At 64.5% G+C, this 19,766-nt stretch carries 20 protein-coding genes; 8 read left to right on the plus strand and 12 right to left on the minus strand.

All coding sequences use genetic code 11. The features are described from left to right. Window positions 1-3: 3 nt before the first annotated feature. From O9320_11140 to O9320_11185, 10 genes are all read right to left on the minus strand, one after another. On the minus strand, window positions 4-714 hold the full coding sequence (locus tag O9320_11140) for an ABC transporter ATP-binding protein (protein MCZ8311403.1): 711 nt from the start codon (window positions 712-714) through the stop codon (window positions 4-6). Beyond that, window positions 711-1,448, minus strand: a complete 738-nt coding sequence (locus O9320_11145; protein MCZ8311404.1) for an ABC transporter ATP-binding protein — start codon at window positions 1,446-1,448, stop codon at window positions 711-713. Before O9320_11145 ends, O9320_11140 begins: the two co-directional genes overlap by 4 nt. Next, a complete protein-coding gene (locus O9320_11150) occupies window positions 1,441-2,406 on the minus strand; it encodes a branched-chain amino acid ABC transporter permease (protein MCZ8311405.1) in 966 nt (321 codons plus the stop codon). The genes O9320_11145 and O9320_11150 overlap by 8 nt, the downstream gene beginning before the upstream one ends. Next, on the minus strand, window positions 2,403-3,278 hold the full coding sequence (locus O9320_11155; GenBank protein MCZ8311406.1) for a branched-chain amino acid ABC transporter permease: 876 nt from the start codon (window positions 3,276-3,278) through the stop codon (window positions 2,403-2,405). The genes O9320_11150 and O9320_11155 overlap by 4 nt, the downstream gene beginning before the upstream one ends. Window positions 3,279-3,331: 53 nt before the next feature. Then, entirely contained in the window at window positions 3,332-4,573 is a 1,242-nt protein-coding gene (locus O9320_11160) for an ABC transporter substrate-binding protein (GenBank protein ID MCZ8311407.1), read from the minus strand. A 54-nt stretch (window positions 4,574-4,627) separates the two neighbouring features. Next, the gene (locus O9320_11165; protein MCZ8311408.1) at window positions 4,628-5,434 is read right to left on the minus strand and encodes a GntR family transcriptional regulator; all 807 of its coding nucleotides are present in this window, start codon (window positions 5,432-5,434) and stop codon (window positions 4,628-4,630) included. Between the two features lie 67 nt (window positions 5,435-5,501). Next, a complete protein-coding gene (locus O9320_11170; GenBank protein ID MCZ8311409.1) occupies window positions 5,502-5,939 on the minus strand; it encodes a GNAT family N-acetyltransferase in 438 nt (145 codons plus the stop codon). Then, window positions 5,936-6,712, minus strand: coding sequence for an ABC transporter permease (locus O9320_11175; GenBank protein ID MCZ8311410.1), 777 nt, complete (start codon window positions 6,710-6,712; stop codon window positions 5,936-5,938). The genes O9320_11170 and O9320_11175 overlap by 4 nt, the downstream gene beginning before the upstream one ends. A 41-nt stretch (window positions 6,713-6,753) precedes the next feature. Next, complete coding sequence (locus O9320_11180; GenBank protein ID MCZ8311411.1) at window positions 6,754-7,716, minus strand: ABC transporter permease; 963 nt, start codon at window positions 7,714-7,716, stop codon at window positions 6,754-6,756. 61 nt (window positions 7,717-7,777) lie between these two features. Continuing rightward, window positions 7,778-9,298, minus strand: coding sequence for an ABC transporter substrate-binding protein (locus O9320_11185; GenBank protein MCZ8311412.1), 1,521 nt, complete (start codon window positions 9,296-9,298; stop codon window positions 7,778-7,780). A gap of 108 nt (window positions 9,299-9,406) precedes the next feature. On the opposite strand from O9320_11185, the gene O9320_11190 reads away from it, so the two are divergent. The 3 genes from O9320_11190 to O9320_11200 are packed head-to-tail and all read left to right on the plus strand — an operon-like array spanning window position 9,407 to window position 12,422. Next, entirely contained in the window at window positions 9,407-10,504 is a 1,098-nt protein-coding gene (locus O9320_11190; protein MCZ8311413.1) for an anhydro-N-acetylmuramic acid kinase, read from the plus strand. Further along, window positions 10,501-11,457, plus strand: coding sequence for an ABC transporter ATP-binding protein (locus O9320_11195; protein MCZ8311414.1), 957 nt, complete (start codon window positions 10,501-10,503; stop codon window positions 11,455-11,457). The genes O9320_11190 and O9320_11195 overlap by 4 nt, the downstream gene beginning before the upstream one ends. Next, window positions 11,454-12,422 carry an ATP-binding cassette domain-containing protein gene (locus O9320_11200; protein ID MCZ8311415.1) on the plus strand — a complete coding sequence of 323 codons (969 nt, stop codon included), beginning with the start codon at window positions 11,454-11,456 and terminating at the stop codon, window positions 12,420-12,422. The genes O9320_11195 and O9320_11200 overlap by 4 nt, the downstream gene beginning before the upstream one ends. Here O9320_11200 and nagA read toward each other — a convergent pair. Next, window positions 12,383-13,549 carry an N-acetylglucosamine-6-phosphate deacetylase gene (nagA, locus tag O9320_11205; protein MCZ8311416.1) on the minus strand — a complete coding sequence of 389 codons (1,167 nt, stop codon included), beginning with the start codon at window positions 13,547-13,549 and terminating at the stop codon, window positions 12,383-12,385. The genes O9320_11200 and nagA overlap by 40 nt on opposite strands. An 89-nt stretch (window positions 13,550-13,638) precedes the next feature. Here nagA and murA point away from each other — a divergent pair, with 89 nt between their 5' ends. Both murA and O9320_11215 read left to right on the plus strand, forming a co-directional pair. Then, window positions 13,639-14,898, plus strand: coding sequence for a UDP-N-acetylglucosamine 1-carboxyvinyltransferase (gene murA, locus O9320_11210; protein MCZ8311417.1), 1,260 nt, complete (start codon window positions 13,639-13,641; stop codon window positions 14,896-14,898). Window positions 14,899-14,906: 8 nt separating this feature from the next. After that, complete coding sequence (locus O9320_11215) at window positions 14,907-15,770, plus strand: N-acetylglucosamine kinase (GenBank protein ID MCZ8311418.1); 864 nt, start codon at window positions 14,907-14,909, stop codon at window positions 15,768-15,770. Here the strand turns inward: O9320_11215 and O9320_11220 are convergent. After that, window positions 15,767-16,642 carry a DMT family transporter gene (locus tag O9320_11220; GenBank protein MCZ8311419.1) on the minus strand — a complete coding sequence of 292 codons (876 nt, stop codon included), beginning with the start codon at window positions 16,640-16,642 and terminating at the stop codon, window positions 15,767-15,769. The genes O9320_11215 and O9320_11220 overlap by 4 nt on opposite strands. 107 nt (window positions 16,643-16,749) lie before the next feature. Between O9320_11220 and O9320_11225 the strand changes: the two genes are divergently transcribed. From O9320_11225 to O9320_11235, 3 genes are read left to right on the plus strand one after another with little or no spacing between them, the layout of a single operon-like run. Further along, window positions 16,750-17,640 carry an N-acetylmuramic acid 6-phosphate etherase gene (locus tag O9320_11225; protein ID MCZ8311420.1) on the plus strand — a complete coding sequence of 297 codons (891 nt, stop codon included), beginning with the start codon at window positions 16,750-16,752 and terminating at the stop codon, window positions 17,638-17,640. Beyond that, complete coding sequence (locus O9320_11230; GenBank protein ID MCZ8311421.1) at window positions 17,637-18,392, plus strand: GntR family transcriptional regulator; 756 nt, start codon at window positions 17,637-17,639, stop codon at window positions 18,390-18,392. The genes O9320_11225 and O9320_11230 overlap by 4 nt, the downstream gene beginning before the upstream one ends. Then, complete coding sequence (locus tag O9320_11235) at window positions 18,392-19,396, plus strand: SIS domain-containing protein (GenBank protein ID MCZ8311422.1); 1,005 nt, start codon at window positions 18,392-18,394, stop codon at window positions 19,394-19,396. Before O9320_11230 ends, O9320_11235 begins: the two co-directional genes overlap by 1 nt. Window positions 19,397-19,766: the final 370 nt, after the last annotated feature.

The raw sequence follows: 19,766 nt of genomic DNA on the forward strand, positions 1-19,766 counted from the left end.
CGGCTACATCCCCAAATAGGCTTTGCGCAATTCGGGGTCGTTGGCAAGTGCGCGCGCCTCGCCCGACAAAACGATGCGGCCGTTTTCCATGACGTAGGCGCGGTGTGCGATCGCGAGCGACTGCACGACGTTCTGCTCGACGAGCAGCACGGCAAGGCCCTCTTTATTAAGCCGTTCGATCAGCGCGAACATCTCTTCGACAAGCAGCGGCGACAGGCCGAGCGAAGGTTCGTCGAGGATCAGCAGGCGCGGTTCGGCCATCAGGCCGCGGCCGATCGCGAGCATCTGCTGTTCGCCGCCCGACAAGGTTCCGGCTGCCTGCGCAAGGCGCTCGCGCAAACGCGGGAAGGTGTCGAGCACGCGTTCGAAGTTCCTTGCGCGATTGGCGTGGCCGCGGCGATAGGCGCCGAGCAGCAGGTTCTCGCGCACCGAGAGATTGGGGAAGACGCGTCTTCCCTCGGGCACTTGGATTAGGCCCTTGGCGACGATCTGGGCGGGATCGCTTGCCGTGATGTCGTCGTCGCCGAAGTTTATGCGCCCTGCCCAGGCCCGATAGAGGCCGCTGACATTGTTGTTGAAGGTCGATTTGCCGGCCCCGTTGGAGCCGAGCAGGGCGACGATTTCGCCTGGCGCCACGTTGAGCGTGGCGCCGTGCAACACGGGGGCGGGGCCGTAGCCCGCGACGAGGTCTTGCACGGCGAGGAGGGCGGTCATGCGGATGCGCCTGCGATGCGTTGGGCGGCACCGTGCCCGAGATAGGCTTCGACGACTTCGGGCCGTGCGGCCACTTCCTGCGGAGTGCCCTCGGCAATCATGCGGCCCTGGTTCAGAACATAGACGCGCTCGGATAGGCGCATCACGGCGCGCATCACGTGTTCGATCAGCAGGACGGTCGTGCCGGCGTCGCGCACGGCGCGGATGATCGGCACGATCTCGTCGATTTCGGTCGGATTGAGGCCGGCCATGACCTCGTCGAGAAGGATGAGCTTCGGCGAGGTTGCCAGAGCCCGCGCCACCTCAAGCCGCTTGCGTCCGGCAACGGTCAAGGTGGCAGCCGGTTGGTCGAGCATACTGCCCATGCCGAGACGCGTTGCGATTTCGCCAGCCCGCGCAAGGGCCGTCTGCCGGTCGGGCTCGCGCAGATGGGCGCCGACCGCGATATTCTCGCGCACGCTAAGCGCGCCGAAGGGCTGCACGATCTGGAATGTGCGCACGAGGCCGCGCCGCGCGATCGCATGCGGCATGAGGCCGGTGATGTCGGCACCGTCGAACGTGACGCTGCCGCTGTCGGGTCTGTGGAAGCCCGTCATCGCAGCAAAAAGCGTGGTTTTGCCCGCACCGTTGGGGCCGATCAGCGCCACGATGCTGCCGGCCGCCACTTTCAGCGAGGCTTGCGAGACGGCGACCAGGCCGCCGAAGCGCTTGGTGATATTCTGCGCTTCAAGCACGGTTGGTTACCTCGGCCTTGCGCTTGCGTCGCAAGAGGCCTGCAAGTCCGTCGGGCAGGAAGCGGACCATCACGACAAGCAGCACGCCGTAGAAGACGAGATGGATGCCGGGCGCATCGCCCATAATACGGCGCGCAAGTTCCGACGCCGCATGGAGCACGACCGAGCCGATCAGAGGCCCGAAGATCGTGCCGAGCCCGCCGATGATCGGCACCAGCAGAATCTCGACCGAAATACCTGGCCCGTACGCAAGCGACGGATCGATATAGAGATAGAACTGCACATAAAGCACGCCGCCGACACCGGTCATCGCACCCGAAAGAGCGATGGCGCGGACCTTCAGCGCGTAGGCATCGACGCCAAGGGCGGCAGCCGCCGCTTCGTTTTCGCGCACGGCCATGAGCTGGGCGCCGAAGCGGGAATTCTCGATGCGCCAGGCGAACCACAGCGACGCAAGAACCAGAACGAGCACGATGTAGTAGAAGCCGATCGGTCCCGGCTGCAATTGCGCCCAGCCCGGCTGCAGCGGCACGAACAACCCGACGCCGGCACCGGTGAACGCCACGGCATTGGCGAGAATGCGGAACACTTCGGCAAAGGCAAGTGTTACGAGCGCGAAATACGAGCCGCGCAAGCCGTAGCGAAACGAGAGATAGCCGGCTGCCCAACCGACGGCACCGGCGGCCAAAGCGCCCAGCGGCAAGCCAAGCCACGGATTGAGCCCGAAGGCGGTCTGCGCAATCGCGGCCGCGTAGGCGCCCGTGCCGAAGAAAAGCGCGTGGCCGAACGAAAACTGGCCGCCATAGCCGCCCAGAATGTTCCAGGCCTGACCTAGATATGCGAACAACAACGTCGTGAATGCAAATTTGATCCAGAATCCGCCCTCCGCAACCAGCGGGAAGGCGAGGGCCGCAATCAGGCTCGCACCGAGCAGCATTCTTTGCAGCCATAAGCTCATGCGAGGCGGCTCCCGAACAGACCGGTCGGACGAAACAGCAGCAATGCGATGAAAATGACGAAAATGCCAAGTTGGCCGAGTTGCTGGCCGAGAAACAGACCGCCGACTGATTCGGTGACGCCTATCGCAAGGCCACCGACTAGCGCGCCCGTGAACGAACCCATACCGCCTAGCACCACAACCGTGAAGGCCACGAGCACGAACACGTTTCCGACACCGGGGCTCACATAAAACGAGGGAAGAAGCAGACAGGCCGCCGCACCGAGAACGGCGGTGCCGATGCCGAAACTAAGCGCAAAGACATGGTCGACGTCGATGCCGACGAGTTTTGCACCCTGGCGCTCTTTGGCGACGGCGCGGATTGCGCGGCCGAGATCGGTGCGCTCGATCGTCCACCACAGCAATGCGGCGATGCCGAGGGCTGCCACGAAACCGATGGCGCGCGGATAGGGCACGAGGGCGATTCCGAGATCGAGCATCTCGTAGGAAATCGGTGTTTCGATCGTGCGCGTATCGGCACGGAAAAAATAGAGCGCGAGATTCTCGATCGCGATCGAAATGCCGAGTGTGACGAGCAGCACGTTCTGGTCCTTGCCGTGGCTCGCCTTGCCGATGACCCAGCGCTGCAGCGCGTAGCCCACGACGAAGAAAGCAGTCGCCAGCAGCGGCATGGCGAGATACGGATCAAGCCCGAGACCGGCATGCGCGAAAAAGGCCGCGTAGAGGGCAGCCATCAGCAGACTGCCATGCGCGAAATTGATGATGTGCAGCACGCCGTAGATCAACGTGAGGCCGAGGGCGACGAGCGCGTAGACGGCACCCAATGTAAGCCCGTTCACGATCGACGGCAGCAGGATTTGAAATTCGATCATTGCAAGGAAAGCCGAAGGCGGTGCTGCACAAACGGCAGCACCGCCGCCGAACCTCAGCCGCGCCCGACGGGGCGCGGGAAGACGGGGTTGCCCGACGCAAACTCGACCGGGAAGATGAGCTTGATGTCGCGCTGCTGGACTTGCGTCACCACCGGACGCGCGCCCTGGTTCTGGCCGTTCACGAACCGTGTCGGGCCGTAGGGCATGATGTGGTCGGAGAAGGTCGACGAGGCGAGGGCCGCCGTCACGGCCGCCTTGTCGGTGCTGCGCGCACGCTCGATCGCGTCGGCGAGCAGCAGCATGCAGCTATAGGCCAGGAACACTTCGTAGGTGAAGAACAGGCCCTGAGCTTCGATGCGGTTCTTGAGCGCCAGGGAAGCAGCCTTGCGCGGATCGAACCAGTGATTGCAGTCCATCACCAGGTCGGCGGCCTGCGGGAACTCCTTGACGAAGCGGTAGGACGAAGCACCTCCGCCGAGGATCGAATAGATACCCTTGGTCTGCACGCGGTTCTGCTGGAGGGCGCGCGCGAACAGCACGTATTCGTCGTAGTAGTTGGACGGAATGATGAGGTCGGGCTTGCGCGCCTGGATGCGCAGCACGATGTTTGAAAAGTCGCGCGTCGGATTGGCGTGGCGGATCGTTTCCATCACTTCGAAGCCGAGCTGCGGCAGGCGCTGGTTCAGCGTCGTCGCCATGCCGGTTCCGAAGGCCGATTCCTCGTGCACGATCATAACGGTTTTGGTCGGCTTGCCGGCTTGGTCGTTGATGCGAACGAGGTTCTCGAGTGCTGTGTCCACGATCGTCCCGATGCCGGGGCCGAAGCGGAACGTGTTGGTGAGGCCGCGCGTGACGATCTGGTCGACAACGCCGACATCGACGATGTGCGGCAGGTTGTGGCGAGCGGCGGCCTGCGTGGTCGCAAGCGCAATGCCCGACGCGAACGGCCCGACGATGGCGACGGCACCTGCTTCGTTGAGCTTGTCGACTTCAGCCGCACCCACGTCGGGGCGCGACTGGGCATCGGCGAGCAGCGCTTCGAGGCGTGCACCGCCCATCGAGCGAATACCGCCGCGCGCGTTGATGTCTTCGATCGCGAGGACCGCGCCCTGGCGGGCCTGGCCGCCGGAGAAGGCCAAAGCGCCCGTCACCGGATGCAGTACGCCGACCTTGATGGTCGCCGCCTGTGCGCGGCCGATACCGGGGGCTGCGAGTGCGCCGATGGCGGCGGCACCTGCCAGAACCGCGCGGCGGTCGAATTTCTTTGCGCTAAGTTTGTCGTTTGCATTTGTCATTTTTTGACTCCCTGTTTTTTGTCGAAGATCCAGCGTAGGTACAGGCGGGGGCGTTCAGGCGTGCGACCACATGCGCGTCACGGGGCCGCGTACGCGGGCGAGTTTGGTGCGGTATTGGTAGCGGTCGGGACGATAGAGAATGGCGATATGTTCGACGGGTCGGCCGCGCTGGTCGAACACGGTTCGCACGACCGACAGCAGCGGCGAGCCCACGCGCACGTCTAGCGCTTTGGCCACACTGGGGCCGGCCAAGACGGCCGACAGAGTTTCGTCGGCCGAGCCGACGAGGCACCCCGCCTGTTCGAGCAGAGCAAGCAATGGCTTGTGCGCTAGGTCGCGGGCCGTGAAGGCGCGGCCGATCTCGGCGGGAACCCAGCTTGTGGAATAGGAAAGCGGCACGCCGCCGTGGCGCCGCACGCGTACCGCGCGCTGTACCTCGCTGCCCACGGCCAGTCGCAGCGATTTTGCGACCGTCTCCGGGGCGGCGCCGTAGCCGAATTCCAGAATATCGACTTTCGTCTCGAGCCCGACTGCGAGCAGGTTCTCGATGAGGCCCGAGATGTTCGCCTCGACCGGCGCACCCGCAACTTGGCCAACAAGCTGCGTGCCGCGGCCGCGGCGGCGCACGACGAGGCCCTCGGCGGCCAGTTCGTCGAGGGCGCGTTTGGCGGTGATGCGGCTTACCGAAAAGTCGGCGCTGATCTGCGCTTCTGTCGGCATGCGCGCGGCCCCTTCGAAAGCGCCCGCGGCGATCTGCTCGCGCAGAATGAGATATATCTGATGGTAGAGCGGGGTCGGCAGATCGGCATCGACCGATGTGTGACCGGACTTGCTCTTCGGCGATTGGCGGGATACTCGCATGACTGCAAGTTAGCACGGCGAGTTCGCCAATGCTATAATGTTATGTCATTCCGTTTCCGCACTCGATTCAGGGCTTCTCGTAGGCGACGAACGCGCATTCGATGCCGTCGAAGGCGCGCGTATATTCGCGTACGCAGCGCCAGCCGTGGCGTTCGTAGAAGCGCCGTGCGGGTGCGTTGTCGCGGAAAGATTCGAGCGTCGCCGCGCCGTGCGCTTCGGCGTCGGCAAGCAGGGCGGCGGCAATCCCCTGCTTGCGCCGCTCAGGCGCGATGAACAGCATTTTGATGTAGCGGGCTTCGGTCAGATGGAAGCCGACGACCGCACCGTCCGTCTCGGCGAGCGTGGGTGCAACGGTCTCGAGCGCGAAGCGCAGGGCGAAATGCGAGAAGTCGAAGCGTGCCAATACGGGGGGCGGCAGCAGATCGGCAAAGCCGAGGCAATAGGCGGCTTCGGCGATGGTCGCGAGGGCCGGGAAATCGGCGGGCCGTGCCGGGCGCAGAATCAATGCGAACCTCGCAGGCGTGGATCGAGCGTATCGCGCAGAACGTCGCCGAGCAGGTTGAGTCCGAAGGACAGCAGCAGGATCGCAGCCCCAGCGAAGACCGACGTCCACGGCGACAGCAGTAGGAAATTGCGCCCCTCGGCCAGCATCATGCCGAGTGAGGGAACCGGCGGCTGCGTGCCGAGCCCCAGGAACGACAACGAGGCTTCGACCAGAATGGCAGCCGACAGCAGAAGGCTCGTTTGCACCAGAACGACGCTTGCAAGATTGGGTAGCACATGCAGGGCGATGATGCGCAGATCCGACGCCCCAACCGAGCGGGCTGCCAGCACATAGTCGCTCTCGACGATCGACAGGGCCGGTCCGCGCAGCAGGCGCGCGAAGATCGGCGTGTATACGATGCCGATGGCAATGGCGGTCGTGACTGCGCCCGGCCCCAGAACCGCGATGATGCCGATCGCGAGCAGAATGACCGGGAACGCGAACAGTACGTCCATCGTGCGCATCAGCACGCGCTCGATGAGGCCCCGGTAGTAGGCCGCTGCTAGACCGATCGCACCGCCCAAGAGCAATGCGCCGCCGACGGCCGTGGCCGATACTGCAAGCGAGGCGCGAATGCCGTAGACGATGCGCGAGAGTGTGTCGCGTCCGAACTGGTCGGTGCCGAGCCAATGCAACGCGTTGGGGCCTTTGAGGCGCTGGATTACGTCCTGCGACAAGGGATCGTAGGGCGCAACGAACGGGGCGAACAGGGCCGCCACGAGTTGGAGAAACACCAAGAAACTTGCGAACCAAAAGAGTTTGGAGGCGGACCGTGTCACAACCGGCCTTCCAGCCGCACGCGCGGATCGATGACGGCGTAAAGAAGGTCCACTGCGAAATTCGCGACGACGAAGCCCGACGTCACAAGCAGGATCGCCGCCTGCAGCAGCGGATAGTTGCGCTCCGAGATCGCCCCCAGGATCAGCCGTCCGAGCCCAGGAATAGCAAAAACCTGTTCAACGACGATGGCGCCGCCGAGCAGATAGCCCGTCATGATCCCGACACTCGTCACGAAAGGGATCAGCGCGTTGCGCAGCGCATGTTTGAACAGCACCGAGCGCTCCGAAACGCCCTTGGCGCGCGCAGTGCGCACATAGTCTTGCTGCAAAGCATCGAGCATCGCCGAGCGCACGAGGCGCGCGAGATTGGCGAGGATCGGCAAGGCCAAGGCGATGGCCGGCAGCAGCAGGCGCGTGAAATTGCCGAGCGGGTCGCTTGCGAACGGCACATAGCCCAGCATCTGGAGGTCCGGGGCGAGCGTTGCGAGCCCGAGGATCATCATGATGCCGAGCCAGAAGGAAGGTACGGTGAGGCCGACGACCGAGGCGATCTGCAGGGCCGTTTCCTGCCAGCCGCCGCGCAAACGTGCCATCGCCACGCCAAGAGGTACAGCAAGGCCTGCACCCAGCAGCAGGCTCAAGCCGGTCAGCTGCAAGGTCGGCCACACATGTTTGGCGATTTCGCCGATCACCGGCTGGCCGGTCCATAGCGACGTGCCGAAATCGCCAGTAAGAACGGCGCCGAGCCACTGCGCGTACTGCACGGGGATCGGCAGATCGAGCCCCATGCGCGCGCGCATCTCGGCCATGCGTTCAGCCGTCACCTCGGCATTGGCGCCCAGCATGATCGCGACCGCATCGCCGGGCACGAGGCGGATCATCAGGAAGGTGAGCATCGACACGCCGACCAGCACAATTGCAAGGTCGGCGAAACGGGTGCGTAGAAAGCTTCGCGACATTATCTGCGGGAGCAGTTGCGGCAGCGCCGGACGATCGCGCGTCCAGCGCTGCCGCTTTGCTTCAGCGCGCCAGCGTGACGTTCATGAGGCTCATCAGCGACCGGTTGGCGATGATGTCGAAGCCCTGCACGTTGGTGCGCGTGGCCGTGAAGAGCTGGCCGTAAGTGAGCGTGGCCGCCGGCCCCTCGCAGGCCAGGATCGCCTGCGCGCGATCGTAGGCGGCCTTGCGCGCCGGCATGGCCGTTTCGCGACGTCCGGCATCTAGCAGCGCATCGAGCGTCGGGTTCGAGTATTTGAACACGTTCGTCGATCCGCCGGTGCGGAAGGTGCGGTAGTAGTAGTCGTCGGGATCCGTGCTGCCGGCGTTCGTCGAGGCGAACGCGTCGAAGTTCGAATTGCGCCAATCCTGCACGAACTGGCCGATCTCCGGGATGCGCAGCTCGACGCGGAAGCCAGCCCGGTTGAGCTGCTGCTGCACGACCTGGGCGATGTCGCGAATGTCCTGGCGCGGCAGTACCAGCAGCGTGATCGCGACCGGCGTCGTGACGCCTGCTTCGCGCAGCAGGGCTTGCGCTTTGGCGGGATCGTGCTTGAAGCACGGGAAGGTCGCCGGATCGACAGCCCAATCTTTGAGGGCCGGCGACAGCGAGCCGCCCGGTACGCCAGCGCCGAACAAAGCGGCCTGGACGATTTCGGCGCGGTTGATCGCGTAGTTCAGCGCTTCGCGAACCTTGGCGTTGTCGAAAGGCGGCTTCGACACGTTCATGCCGATCAGCGTATAGGCAAGCTCGAGCGTGTCGACGATGCGCACATTCGGGCGGCCGCGCAGCTGCAAAGCCGTTGCCGCGTCGATATTGGGCAGGATCGAGTACTGGCCGCTGGTGAGGCCCACCTGGCGTGTTGCGGATTCCGGCACGATGTTGAATTTGACGCCGGAGACAGCGGGCTTGCCGGCGTTCCAGTAGCCTGCATGCTTCTCGAGTGCGATGAAGCTGTTGGGCTGCCATTCTTTGAACTTGAACGGGCCGGTGCCAACGGGTGCGCGCTGCAGGCTGTCTTTGTCCGCTTCGAAGGCGCGCGGCACGATGGCGATCGAGGCAAGTGCCGTCAGCAGCGGTGCCGAGGGCTCTTTCAACGTCAGCACCACGGTGCGGGCATCCGGGGCCGCAGCTTTATCGAGAGCCGCAAGGCGGCTTGCGAGCGGCGAGGCGATGGTAGCCGACATAACGCGATTGAAGCTTGCGACAACGTCGGCAGCTTCGGCGGGCTTGCCGTCGTGGAATGTCAAATTGGCGCGCAGGCGGAACGTGTAGGTGAGGCCGTCCGGCGAGACCGTCCAGGATTCGGCGAGGCCCGGCACCGTGCGCAGATCCTTGTCGATGACCGTGAGGCCCTCGTAGATCGTGCCGCCGACGATCGTCGTCGAGTTGAAGGCGGTAACGATATGCGGGTCGAGACCGGCGGGCGAACCATCGACGGCCATTTCGATCGTCTGCGCGGTTGCGGCCGGGATCGCAAGCGCCATGGTGCACGAAGCCATCAATGCGCCAAGCACCAATGCGCCTTGCCAATTCTTCCTCATCTGTGCCTCCCTTTGGCACCCGTTTTCGGGTGCCGATTGCGACGATCCGTCTGTTTCGATATATAGTCCTCTAGAATACCAATTGCAATCCACTTGGAGTCCAATCCCATGACCGGCTTTCCCCGACGTTCGGCGATCGGCGCCATCAGCGGCACTTCGATGGACGGCATCGACGTGGCGTTTCTGAAGACCGACGGCACGCGCGTGGTGCGCACGGGCCTCGGCAAATCCTATCCCTATCCTGACGCATTGCGCAGCGAACTGCTCGAATTTCTGCGCGACCCAAGCCTTGCCGAGCGCGACCCGCTGGTGCAGCTCGAGGCGAAGGTCACAGAAGCGCATGTGCAGGCGATCGCGCGCTTCATGCGCGATCACGCGATCGAGCGCAATCAGGTCGATGTCGTCGGCATGCACGGGCAGACGGTTTGGCACCGACCCGAGCGGCGCTTCACGCGCCAGCTTGCCGACGGCGTGCACGCCGCACGGAGGCTCGGGCTCGATGTCGTTACGCGGTTTCGCGATGCGGATGTGGCGGCCGGGGGCGAGGGCGCACCGTTTGCACCGCTCTACCATCGCGCTCTTGCGGCCGATTTTGCAAAACCGCTGATGGTTCTCAATCTGGGCGGCGTGGGCAACGTCACCTACATCGACGCCGACACGACGATCGCGTTCGATACCGGCCCCGCATCTGCCTTGCTCGACGATTTCGTGCGCCGCCGCCGTAATATGCCGTTCGATGCGGGCGGCGCACTTGCCGCGTCGGGCAAGATCGACGAAGCCGTGCTGGAGGAGCTTTTAGGCAATCCGTTTTTTGCCGCCAAGCCACCGAAATCGCTCGACCGCAACGATTTCCACGCGCGTGCAAAAATCGTCGACACGCTCGGTGACGCGGACGGTGCGGCGACGCTTGCGGCTTTCACCGTCGCGGCGACGGTCGCCGCCAATTCGCATGTGCCGCAGATGCCCAAGCGCTGGCTTGTGACCGGCGGAGGCAGGCTCAATGCGACCTTCATGGAAGGCTTGCGCAAAGCGCTCGGCGTACCGGTCGATCCGGTCGAAGCGGTCGGCTGGAACGGCGATCTGCTCGAGGCCGAGCTTTTCGCCTTTCTGGCCGTGCGCTCGCTGTGCGGCCTGCCGCTGAGCCTGCCCACCACGACCGGCGTGCCGCAGCCGATGACGGGCGGTCGATTGGCGCGCGCGGCATGAGTGCTGCGGTTCTCCAAGTCGCCAATCTCACGATCGCACTCAAGGACCTCGCCCTGGTCGAGGACGTATCGTTTGAGATTGCGGCGGGCGAAACGCTGGGGTTGGTTGGCGAGTCCGGATGCGGCAAGAGCGTTACCGCACTTGCGATCCAGCGCTTGCTGCCGTCGCCGCCGCTTGAGATCGCGGCTGGGCGCATCCAGTTTTCCGGCCGCGATCTTGCTAGCCTCGATGCGGCGGCGCTGCGCCGCGTGCGCGGCGGCGAGATCGGTATGATCTTCCAGGAGCCTATGACGTCGCTGAACCCCGTCTTCACGATCGGCGACCAGATCGGCGAGGTTTTGGCAATCCATCGCGGCTACGACCGGCGGCAATGCGACGCACGCGCGGCGGAACTTCTCGACCTTGTCGGCATTCCGGCTGCGGCGAGCCAACTCGAGCGCTATCCGCATCAATTGTCGGGGGGGCAGCGCCAGCGCGTGATGATCGCGATGGCGCTTGCCTGCGAGCCCAAACTTTTGATCGCCGACGAGCCGACGACGGCCCTCGACGTGACCGTGCAAGCGCAGATCCTCGAACTCATCGACCGGCTGCGGCGCGATTTGGGGCTCGCTTGTCTTTTGATCACGCACGATCTTGGCGTGGTCGGCGAGGTCTGCGCGCGCGTGGCGGTCATGTATGCAGGCCGCATCGTCGAGCAGGGGCCGGTCGAGCTGCTGTTCGGGCAGCCGCGCCATCGCTATACGCGTGCCCTCCTCGATACGATCCCGGCTGCAAACGTGCCGGGCCGCCCGTTGCCAGCGATTCCGGGCAACGTGCCGCCGCCGGGGGCGCGGGCCGCCGGTTGCGCTTTTGCCGAGCGCTGCACTGCCGCCGAAGTACGCTGCCGCACGCAATTGCCGCCGACAACGCGCATCGACGGGCGCAACGTTGCCTGCTGGAATCCCGTGCCATGACAGCACTCCTTGAAGTTCGCGAACTCGTCAAAACATATACCGACAAGCGCGGTCGGCGCGTGTCGGCCGTCGACGGCGTCAATCTCGATCTGGCGCAAGGCGAGGTGCTGGGTATTGTCGGCGAGTCCGGCTGCGGCAAGACGACGCTCGGGCGTACGATCCTGCGCTTGATGGCGCCCGATGCCGGTACGATCCGCTTCGAGGGTACGGACATCGCGCAACTGCCCGAGCGTCGCTTGAAGCCGTTTCGGCGCGAGATGCAGATGATTTTCCAGGATCCGTTCGGCTCGCTCAATCCGCGCCACAGGGTGGGTACTATCGTCGGCGAGCCGTTGGCGATACACGGGCACGGTGACGGCGCAAAGCGCGTCGCTGAGCTGCTCGAAACGGTCGGCTTGGGTGCAGCGGCAGCCTCGCGTTTTCCGCACGAGTTTTCGGGCGGCCAGCGCCAACGCATCGCAATCGCGCGCGCCCTTGCGTTGGGGCCGAAGCTGATTGTCGCCGACGAGCCTGTATCGGCCCTCGACGTTTCGATCCAATCGCAGATCATCAATCTGATTGCCGATCTGCGGCGGCGTCTGCATCTGTCGATGCTGTTCATCACGCACGATCTCTCGGTCGTGCGCCATGTCAGCGACCGCATCGCGGTCATGTATCTGGGCCGTATCGTCGAGAGCGGGGCGACCGAGGCGATCTTTGCGAAGCCCCGCCATCCCTATACGCAAGCGCTGATCTCGGCCATTCCGCGGCCACCGACGGCGGCCAAGACCGCGTCGTCGCGCATCGTGCTGAAGGGAGAAATTCCCGATCCCGCCGATCCGCCGCCGGGATGCCGCTTCCATCGCCGCTGCCCGATCGCGACCGAGATCTGTGCGCGCGCCGTGCCCGAGTTGAAGATGCAGGCGGACCGGCTGGTCGCCTGCCATCACGCGCTGAGCGACGCACCGCCCGCCCAGACGCGCTGAACACGCAGGTCTGCGTCGAGTTCGACGATGTCGGCTTTGCGCCCGCGCGCAAGGTGCCCGAGCCGGTCTTGAAGGCCCAGAAACTTCGCAGGCGTGACGCACGCCATCGTCAACGCATCGACGCGTGCTATGCCGACATGCAAGACGGCGTTGCGCACGGCACCCGCCATGTCGAGATGCGCCCCTGCAAGCGTGCCGTCGGCGGAGGCGAGCTTGCCGTCGGCAAGCGACACCTTGCGGCTTAGGAGATCGAAAGACGTTTGATCCGAGCCGACGGACGGCATCGCATCGCTGACGAAGAACAGGCGCTCGTGCCCCATCAGGCGATAGGCCATCCGCACAACGAGTGGGTCGACATGCAGCAAGTCGCAGATCACGCTTGCGAACACGCGTGCATCGTCGAACGCAACGCCCGGAATTCCGGGCGCGCGCGCCGATATCGGCGCCATGGCGTTGAACAGGTGTGTGACACCGGTCAAGCCTTCGTCGAGCGCGCGTCGGAAAGCGGGCGCATCGGCCGCCGTGTGCCCGGCCGCGACGCGCAAACCTCCGGCGACAAGCTCGGCAATGAAACCGGCGGGGACTTCCTCGGGCGCTAGTGTGACAAGCGATTGACCGATTTTTGCGAAGCGCAGCAGCGCTGCTTTGCCGACCGCATCGAGGCGCGCAACCGCTTGTGGCGGATGAATGCCGATGCGGGCCGGGCTGATGAATGGGCCTTCGAGATGGAAGCCTGCCACGCCTGCCATCGTTAGCGTCGATGCAGCGTCGGCGAGCCGTTCCAGGACATCGGGCGTGTCGGTGATCAATGTGGGTAGCAGCGAAATGGTGCCCAGGCGGCGGTGGCTTGCGACGATGTTCGCGATCCCGGCGTGCGTCGGCGCATCGTTGAGCAGCACGCCGCCGCCGCCATTGACTTGCGCATCGACAAAGCCCGGTGCGAGCAAGAATCCCGGTGTTGGCGCATTTCCGGCAAGCGAAGGTGCGAGCTGCTGGCGCGGCAGTACGTCGGCGATATCGCCGCCCTGCAGCACGATTGCGTGGTCGTGCCGCAAGGTCGCACCGTCGAACAGCAAGTCGGCAGCAAGAATGGCGATTTCGCCGCGGGTCGTCGTATCGTCTTTCATCGGCACAGCAATTGTTTTCGGGCTCGGAACTTGACAATACCAATGCAAAACCACTTAGTCTCGACTTGGTTTTCAGGGAAGGTGGGGCAATGGACAAGCTGCAGATCGACGGCGGCAGGCGGCTTGAAGGCACCATCGCCATTGCGGGTGCCAAAAACGCCGCATTGCCGCAGATCGCCGCCTCGCTTTTGAGCCCGTATACGCTGACGCTGACCAATCTTCCGCAGGTCGGCGACGTCGCGAATATGTTGGGTGTGGTCGGCCGCCATGGCGTAGGCGTCAACGTTGCAGGCCCGCATACGGCGACACTCGATGCGGGCCCTGCCAATCATGTCGAAGCGCCCTACGATGTGGTGCGCAAAATGCGTGCGACCGTGCTGGTGTTGGGGCCGCTTGTCGCGCGCTTCGGGCGGGCGCGCGTGTCGTTGCCGGGCGGCTGCGCCATCGGTGCGCGGCCCATTGATCTGCACATGAAAGTGCTGGCGCAGCTCGGCACGTCGGTCGCTATCGAGAGCGGCTATATCGTGGCCGAAGCGCCCTCGGGCCTCGCCGGCGCGCGCATTGTGCTGGCCTCGCCCTCGGTCGGGGCCACGCAAACCGCAATGATGGCGGCCACATATGCGACGGGCGAAACTGAAATCGTCAATGCAGCGGGCGAGCCAGAAGTCGCCGATCTGGCCGCGTGCCTTGTCGCGATGGGAGCGAACATCGAAGGGGCGGGTACGCATCGTATCGCTGTGCAAGGCCCAACAAACTGGCGTGCGGCTCGCCATCATACGATCCCGGACCGCATCGAGGCCGGCACCTATGCGATGGCGGCCGCTATCACGCGCGGGCATTTGGAGCTTACGGGCGCGCGTCTCGAGCATCTGGGGGCGCTGGCACAGATGCTCGAGACGGTTGGTGCGCGCATGTGGCCGACCGATCGCGGCCTCATGGTCGCGTGCGACGGCCGCGTTGCGGCGGCCGATATCTCGACCGAGCCTTATCCCGGTTTTCCGACCGATCTGCAGGCCCAGTACATGGCGCTTATGGCCGTGGCCGACGGCGCTTGCGCGATCCGCGAAACGATCTTCGAAAACCGCTTCATGCATGTGCCGGAACTCGTGCGCATGGGGGCGGACATTTCGCTGCGCGGGTCGACCGCTCTGGTGCGCGGACGATCCACGCTCGTCGGCGCACCGGTGATGGCCACCGATCTGCGCGCCTCGGTGTGCCTTGTGCTCGCAGGGCTCGTGGCCGAGGGGCAGACGACGGTGTCGCGCGTCTACCATCTCGATCGCGGCTACGAGGATCTCGCGCGCAAGCTTGTGCGTTGCGGGGCCGCCATCCGCCGCGTGCCGGAATAGGACGGGCGATGGCGCGCACGCTTTTCATCGGCATCGACGGCGGCGGGACGGGCTGCCGTGCGCGCATCGAAGACGATGCGGGCAATGTGCTCGGGCTCGGGCTTGCCGGGCCTGCGACCTCGCGGCTCGGGCTCGAAAAACTTTGGCAGTCGCTCGCGACCGCGTTTGGCGGTGCCATCGCCGAAGCCGATTTGTCGCCGGACGAGGTTGCGGCGATGCGCGCCGGTATCGGCATTGCCGGCTACGGCCGCAAGGGTTTTGCCGAACAGCTGCAGGCCGTGCGCCATCCGTTTGCGCAGGCGGTCTACACGAGCGACGCGATGGCAGCATGCGTGGGCGCGCATGGCGGTGCCGACGGCGGGATTGTGATCATCGGTACGGGTTCGATCGGCATTGCACGCGTCGGCGGTTCGGAACTGCGTGTCGGCGGCTACGGTTTCCCGATTTCCGACGAGGGCAGCGGTGCGGATCTGGGCCTGCAGGCCGTGCGCCTCGCATTGCGTGCACATGACGGCCGCCACGAAGCGGGCCCGCTGCTGCGTGCGGTGATGGCGCGCTTTGCCGACGCGCCTGCCGACGCAGTCGCGTGGATGGACAATGCGACGGCGACCGACTACGCCACACTCGCACCGCTCGTGATGCGCCATGCCGATTTGGGCGATCCGGTCGGCCGGCGGATCGTTCAGAACGCCGCCGAGCAGATCGACGGGCTCGTGCGCGCCTTGCTCGAACGCGGTGCTCCGCGCGTTGCGTTGCTCGGCGGGCTTGCGAGTGCCATGGAAGCATGGCTCGCGCCGGACGTGCGCCGTCGCCTGTCGCCGCCGCTCGGCGATGCTATGTCGGGTGCGATTGCTCTCGCGCGTGCGCTTTAGGCCGGTTTCGGTTTCTTCGCGCGCAGCATCAGCAGCGAGCCGCCGAGAATGAGGACGGCGCCCGCCCACAAGCTCGGCTTCGGGACTTCGGCGAACAGCAGATAGCCAAGCAATGCCGCCCAAATCAGGCCCGAATAGTCGGCAACTGCGACGCGTGCGGCAGGCAGTTTGGCGATCGCACTGGCGAATGCAAGATAGCCGCCGGCACCGAACAGCCCGAGTGCGGCAAACAGGAGGCCGTCTTGCAGTGTCGGCAGGGCAACTTCGATTGCTACGATCGCAGGCAGCAGCAGTGCCGAGGCAAGCAACGACTGCGTCAGCACGATCGTCACGACGGGTTCGTGTGCGGTCTGCGCGCGCAGCAGAACATTGCCGAGCGCGTAGGTGACGGGCGAGGCGATGGCGCAAGCGAGGGCGAACCAAGGACGCGGCACACTTTCGTCGGCCTGCGCGTCGCCGAGGGCCACCCAAACCACACCGGCAAAACCGCACGCGATCGCCACCGCCGTGATGCGATCGACCTTTTCGCTTAGCAAGAGGGCGCCGAACAGGGCCACGAAAATCGGTGCGGTGTAGGACAGCACAAACACTTCGGCCAATGGCAGATGCCCGAGCGCATAGAAAAACGCGGACGTGGTCGCGACCATCAGAACAGCACGTAGGCCGTGCGCTGCCAATCGATCGCGGCGCGGCCAACCGGGACGCAGTACGAATGCGGCAGCGCCGATCCACAGGGCCGAAAACGCGAAACGCGCGAAGACGATTTGAAACGTGCCGTAGTCGGCGGCGAGCGCTTTGGCGATCGCATCCATAACCGTCAGCAAGGCAATGCCGCCGATCGCGAGGGCAAACATGCGCGCTTCAGTCGACATTGTCGGTCCTTGCCAGGCATGATTTTGAACGTTTGGCCGCGGCAAAGTGGTATTGCCACTCGACCAGAAAGGTCATATAGTGGTATTATGTTTTGCCGAACAATGCAATGACGACCGAAAACGCCGACAAGCGATTTGTCGATCTGGACGCGCGGCCATTGGCCGACGCACTTGCGGCAATGTGGCAAGGGCAGGTGCGTGCGGTTGCCGCCATCCGCCCGGCCTTGCCCGCGATCGCAGCAGCGGTCGAGGCGGCCGCCAAAGCGCTCGGCACGCGCGGGCGGCTCGTCTATGTCGGGGCAGGTACATCGGGCCGCGTTGCGGTGCAGGACGGATCGGAATTGCCGCCCACCTTCGATTGGCCCGAGCGGCGCGTCGTGTTTGCGATGGCCGGGGGGCCGCGCGCCTTTTTGCGCAGTGTCGAGGGCGCCGAAGACGATGCCGAGGCTGGCGCCAAAGCCATGCGCCGTCTGCGCGTCAAAGCGGGCGACGTCGTGATCGGCGTGGCCGCAAGCGGCACCACGCCGTTCACCGTGTCGGCATTGCGCGCGGCACGGCGGCAAAAAGCCGTCACGATCGCGTTGGCAAGCAACCCCAAAACGCCGCTCTTGTCGGCGGCGGCGTTTCCGATTCTGGTCGAAACCGGCAGCGAAGCGATCGCCGGTTCCACGCGCATGAAGGCGGGCACGGCACAGAAGATCGTGCTCAATCTTCTGTCGACCGGCATCATGCTGCGCTTGGGCCGCGTCTATCGCGGGCTCATGGTCAATATGCGCCCGACCAACGCCAAGTTGCGGCGGCGCGCCGAAGCGATGGTCGCCAAGCTCGGGCATTGCACGGTGCAAGAAGCTGCAAGCGCTTTGGATGCGGCCAAAGGCGAGATCAAACTTGCCGTACTTCTGCGCGCAGGTCTTGGCCTTGCAAAAGCGCGGGCACTGCTCAAGCGCCATGACGGACGTTTGCGCGCCGCCCTCGCCGAAATCGAGACCGACCGATGAGTGCGGCTCTTGGCGAAATCCGGCTCGATCCGAAGAGTCCGACGCCGCTTTATCTGCAATTGGCCGAAAGCATCCGCAATCTGATTGCCGAGGGGCGCATTCGCACGGGCGATGCCTTGCCCTCCGAGCGCGAACTCAGCCAGACGAGCGGCATTTCGCGCGTGACGGTGCGCAAGGCGATCGATGCGCTGTTCCGCGAGGGACTCTTGTCGCGCCGTCACGGCTCAGGGACCTACATCGCCCCGCGCATCGAACAACCCGCAGCTTTGCTTGCTGGCTTTTCGGCGGACATGGCGAGCCGCGGCATGAAGCCGGGTTCGCAGCTGATCGAGCATTTGGTGGGGGCGCCCACGCCCGAAGAAGCGCTTGCGTTGGGCTTGGGCATCGGTGCGACGGTGCGGCGCCTGGCGCGCGTGCGCACGGCCGACGGCGAGCCGCTCGCGATCGAGCGCGCGGCGATTCCGACGTCGTTTTTGCCGCACTACGCGCCGCAGGATTCGTCGCTCTATGTCGCCCTCGAACAGCGCGGCTACCGGCCCGTGCGCGGTTTGCAGCGCCTTCAGGCGTCGCTGGCCTCGCCAAGCGAAGCGGCCCTGCTCGGCATCCCGACAGGGGCTGCGATCCTGCGCATCGAGCGGCGCTCGTTTCTTGCGAACGGCACCCCGGTCGAGTTCACGCGCTCGGCCTATCGCGGCGACCGCTACGATTTCATCGCCGACGTGAGCGAGCTCAAGCGCGAAAGCAAAGTCTGATGTCGGCGATGGCCGACGAGATCGCCGAATGCGCGCGCGTGGTGCGCGGCATTCGCTTGCGTGGCGCCGAGATCGCGGCCGTCGCAGTCCGCCTCGATCTCGGCTCTGCCAAGCTCGCACTTGTGTGCGGACGCGGCAGTTCCGGCCATGCGGGCGTGCATTTGCGCTATCTGATCGAAACGCGCCTGGGATTGCCGGTTTCGAGTGTGGCGCCGTCGGTCTTCTCGGCCTTCAAAGGCGACATGCGGCTCGATCGCGTGCCGTTTTTTGTGATCTCGCAATCAGGCCGCAGCCCGGATCTTGTCGTCGCAACGCAAAAGGCGCGCGCTTGCGGTGCGCGCACGGTCGCGATCGTCAACGACGTGCATTCGCCCGTTGCTGAAGCCGCCGAATTCGTGCTGCCGCTCGAGGCGGGCTCCGAAATCTCGGTCGCGGCCACAAAGTCCGTCGTGGGCTCGATGGCGCTTGGGGCTGGTCTCGTTGCAGCACTCGCGCAGGATGCCGTGCTCGACCAAGCGCTCGATCGTTTGCCCGATCGGCTCGAGTCCGCATTGTCGCTCGATTGGCAGAAGCTGCTCGCACCGCTTGGCGAGGCGCAATGCGCCTTCGCGATCGCGCGCGGCTTTGGCCTCGGCGCCGCGCGTGAGATTGCGCTGAAGCTTGCCGAAACCTTGCGCCTGCCGGCCTTCGCCTACAGTGCAGCCGAGTTTCTGCACGGGCCGCGCGCGTCGTTGGGTGCGCGCATGCCAGTGATCGTTTTGCGTTTGGGCGACGAAACGGCGGAGTCTGTCGATGCGACGGTGCGTACGTTACGCGCAGCAGGGCAGGCGGTCTTTGTGTGTGGCGGCGACGGCGATCTTGCTTGGATCGCCGACGATCATCCAGCCATCGATTCGATTGCGATGCTCGTCCCGGCCTATCGGTTGATCGAGCAAGCAACCCGACGCGCCGGTTTCGATCCCGACAATCCGCCGCATCTCAAGAAGATCACTGAAACTTTATAGGGCGTCGATGCCGTGCGGGTCGATTCGGTGCCAATGAAGTGGAACGCGGTATTTAGTTACGTCAGGCCGACCATTTATGCACAGGCCGATCCATCGAGATATTATTAGGTTTTCTTATATCTTGGCCTGGGGCTGTCATTTGATTTTATTTAAATTTTCTACAATGCTGTTCTTAAAGCGTTAATTTGCATCTTGTTGATTAGGGAAGTTTATTAAATCGATGTGCCCTTAGTTTAGGCAGAACGCAATAAGGTGCGACATAAATGCTGCGTTTTCGACCGATTGAACTTGTCAATTTGAGACGCAAAGTGCTAATTTTAGATAATTATTGTTAATGGCGAACTGATCAGCCGTTCTACTTTGCTACCGT

Origin of the sequence: Magnetospirillum sp. (genome assembly GCA_027532905.1) — a bacterium.
Lineage (GTDB): Bacteria > Pseudomonadota > Alphaproteobacteria > CACIAM-22H2 > CACIAM-22H2 > Tagaea.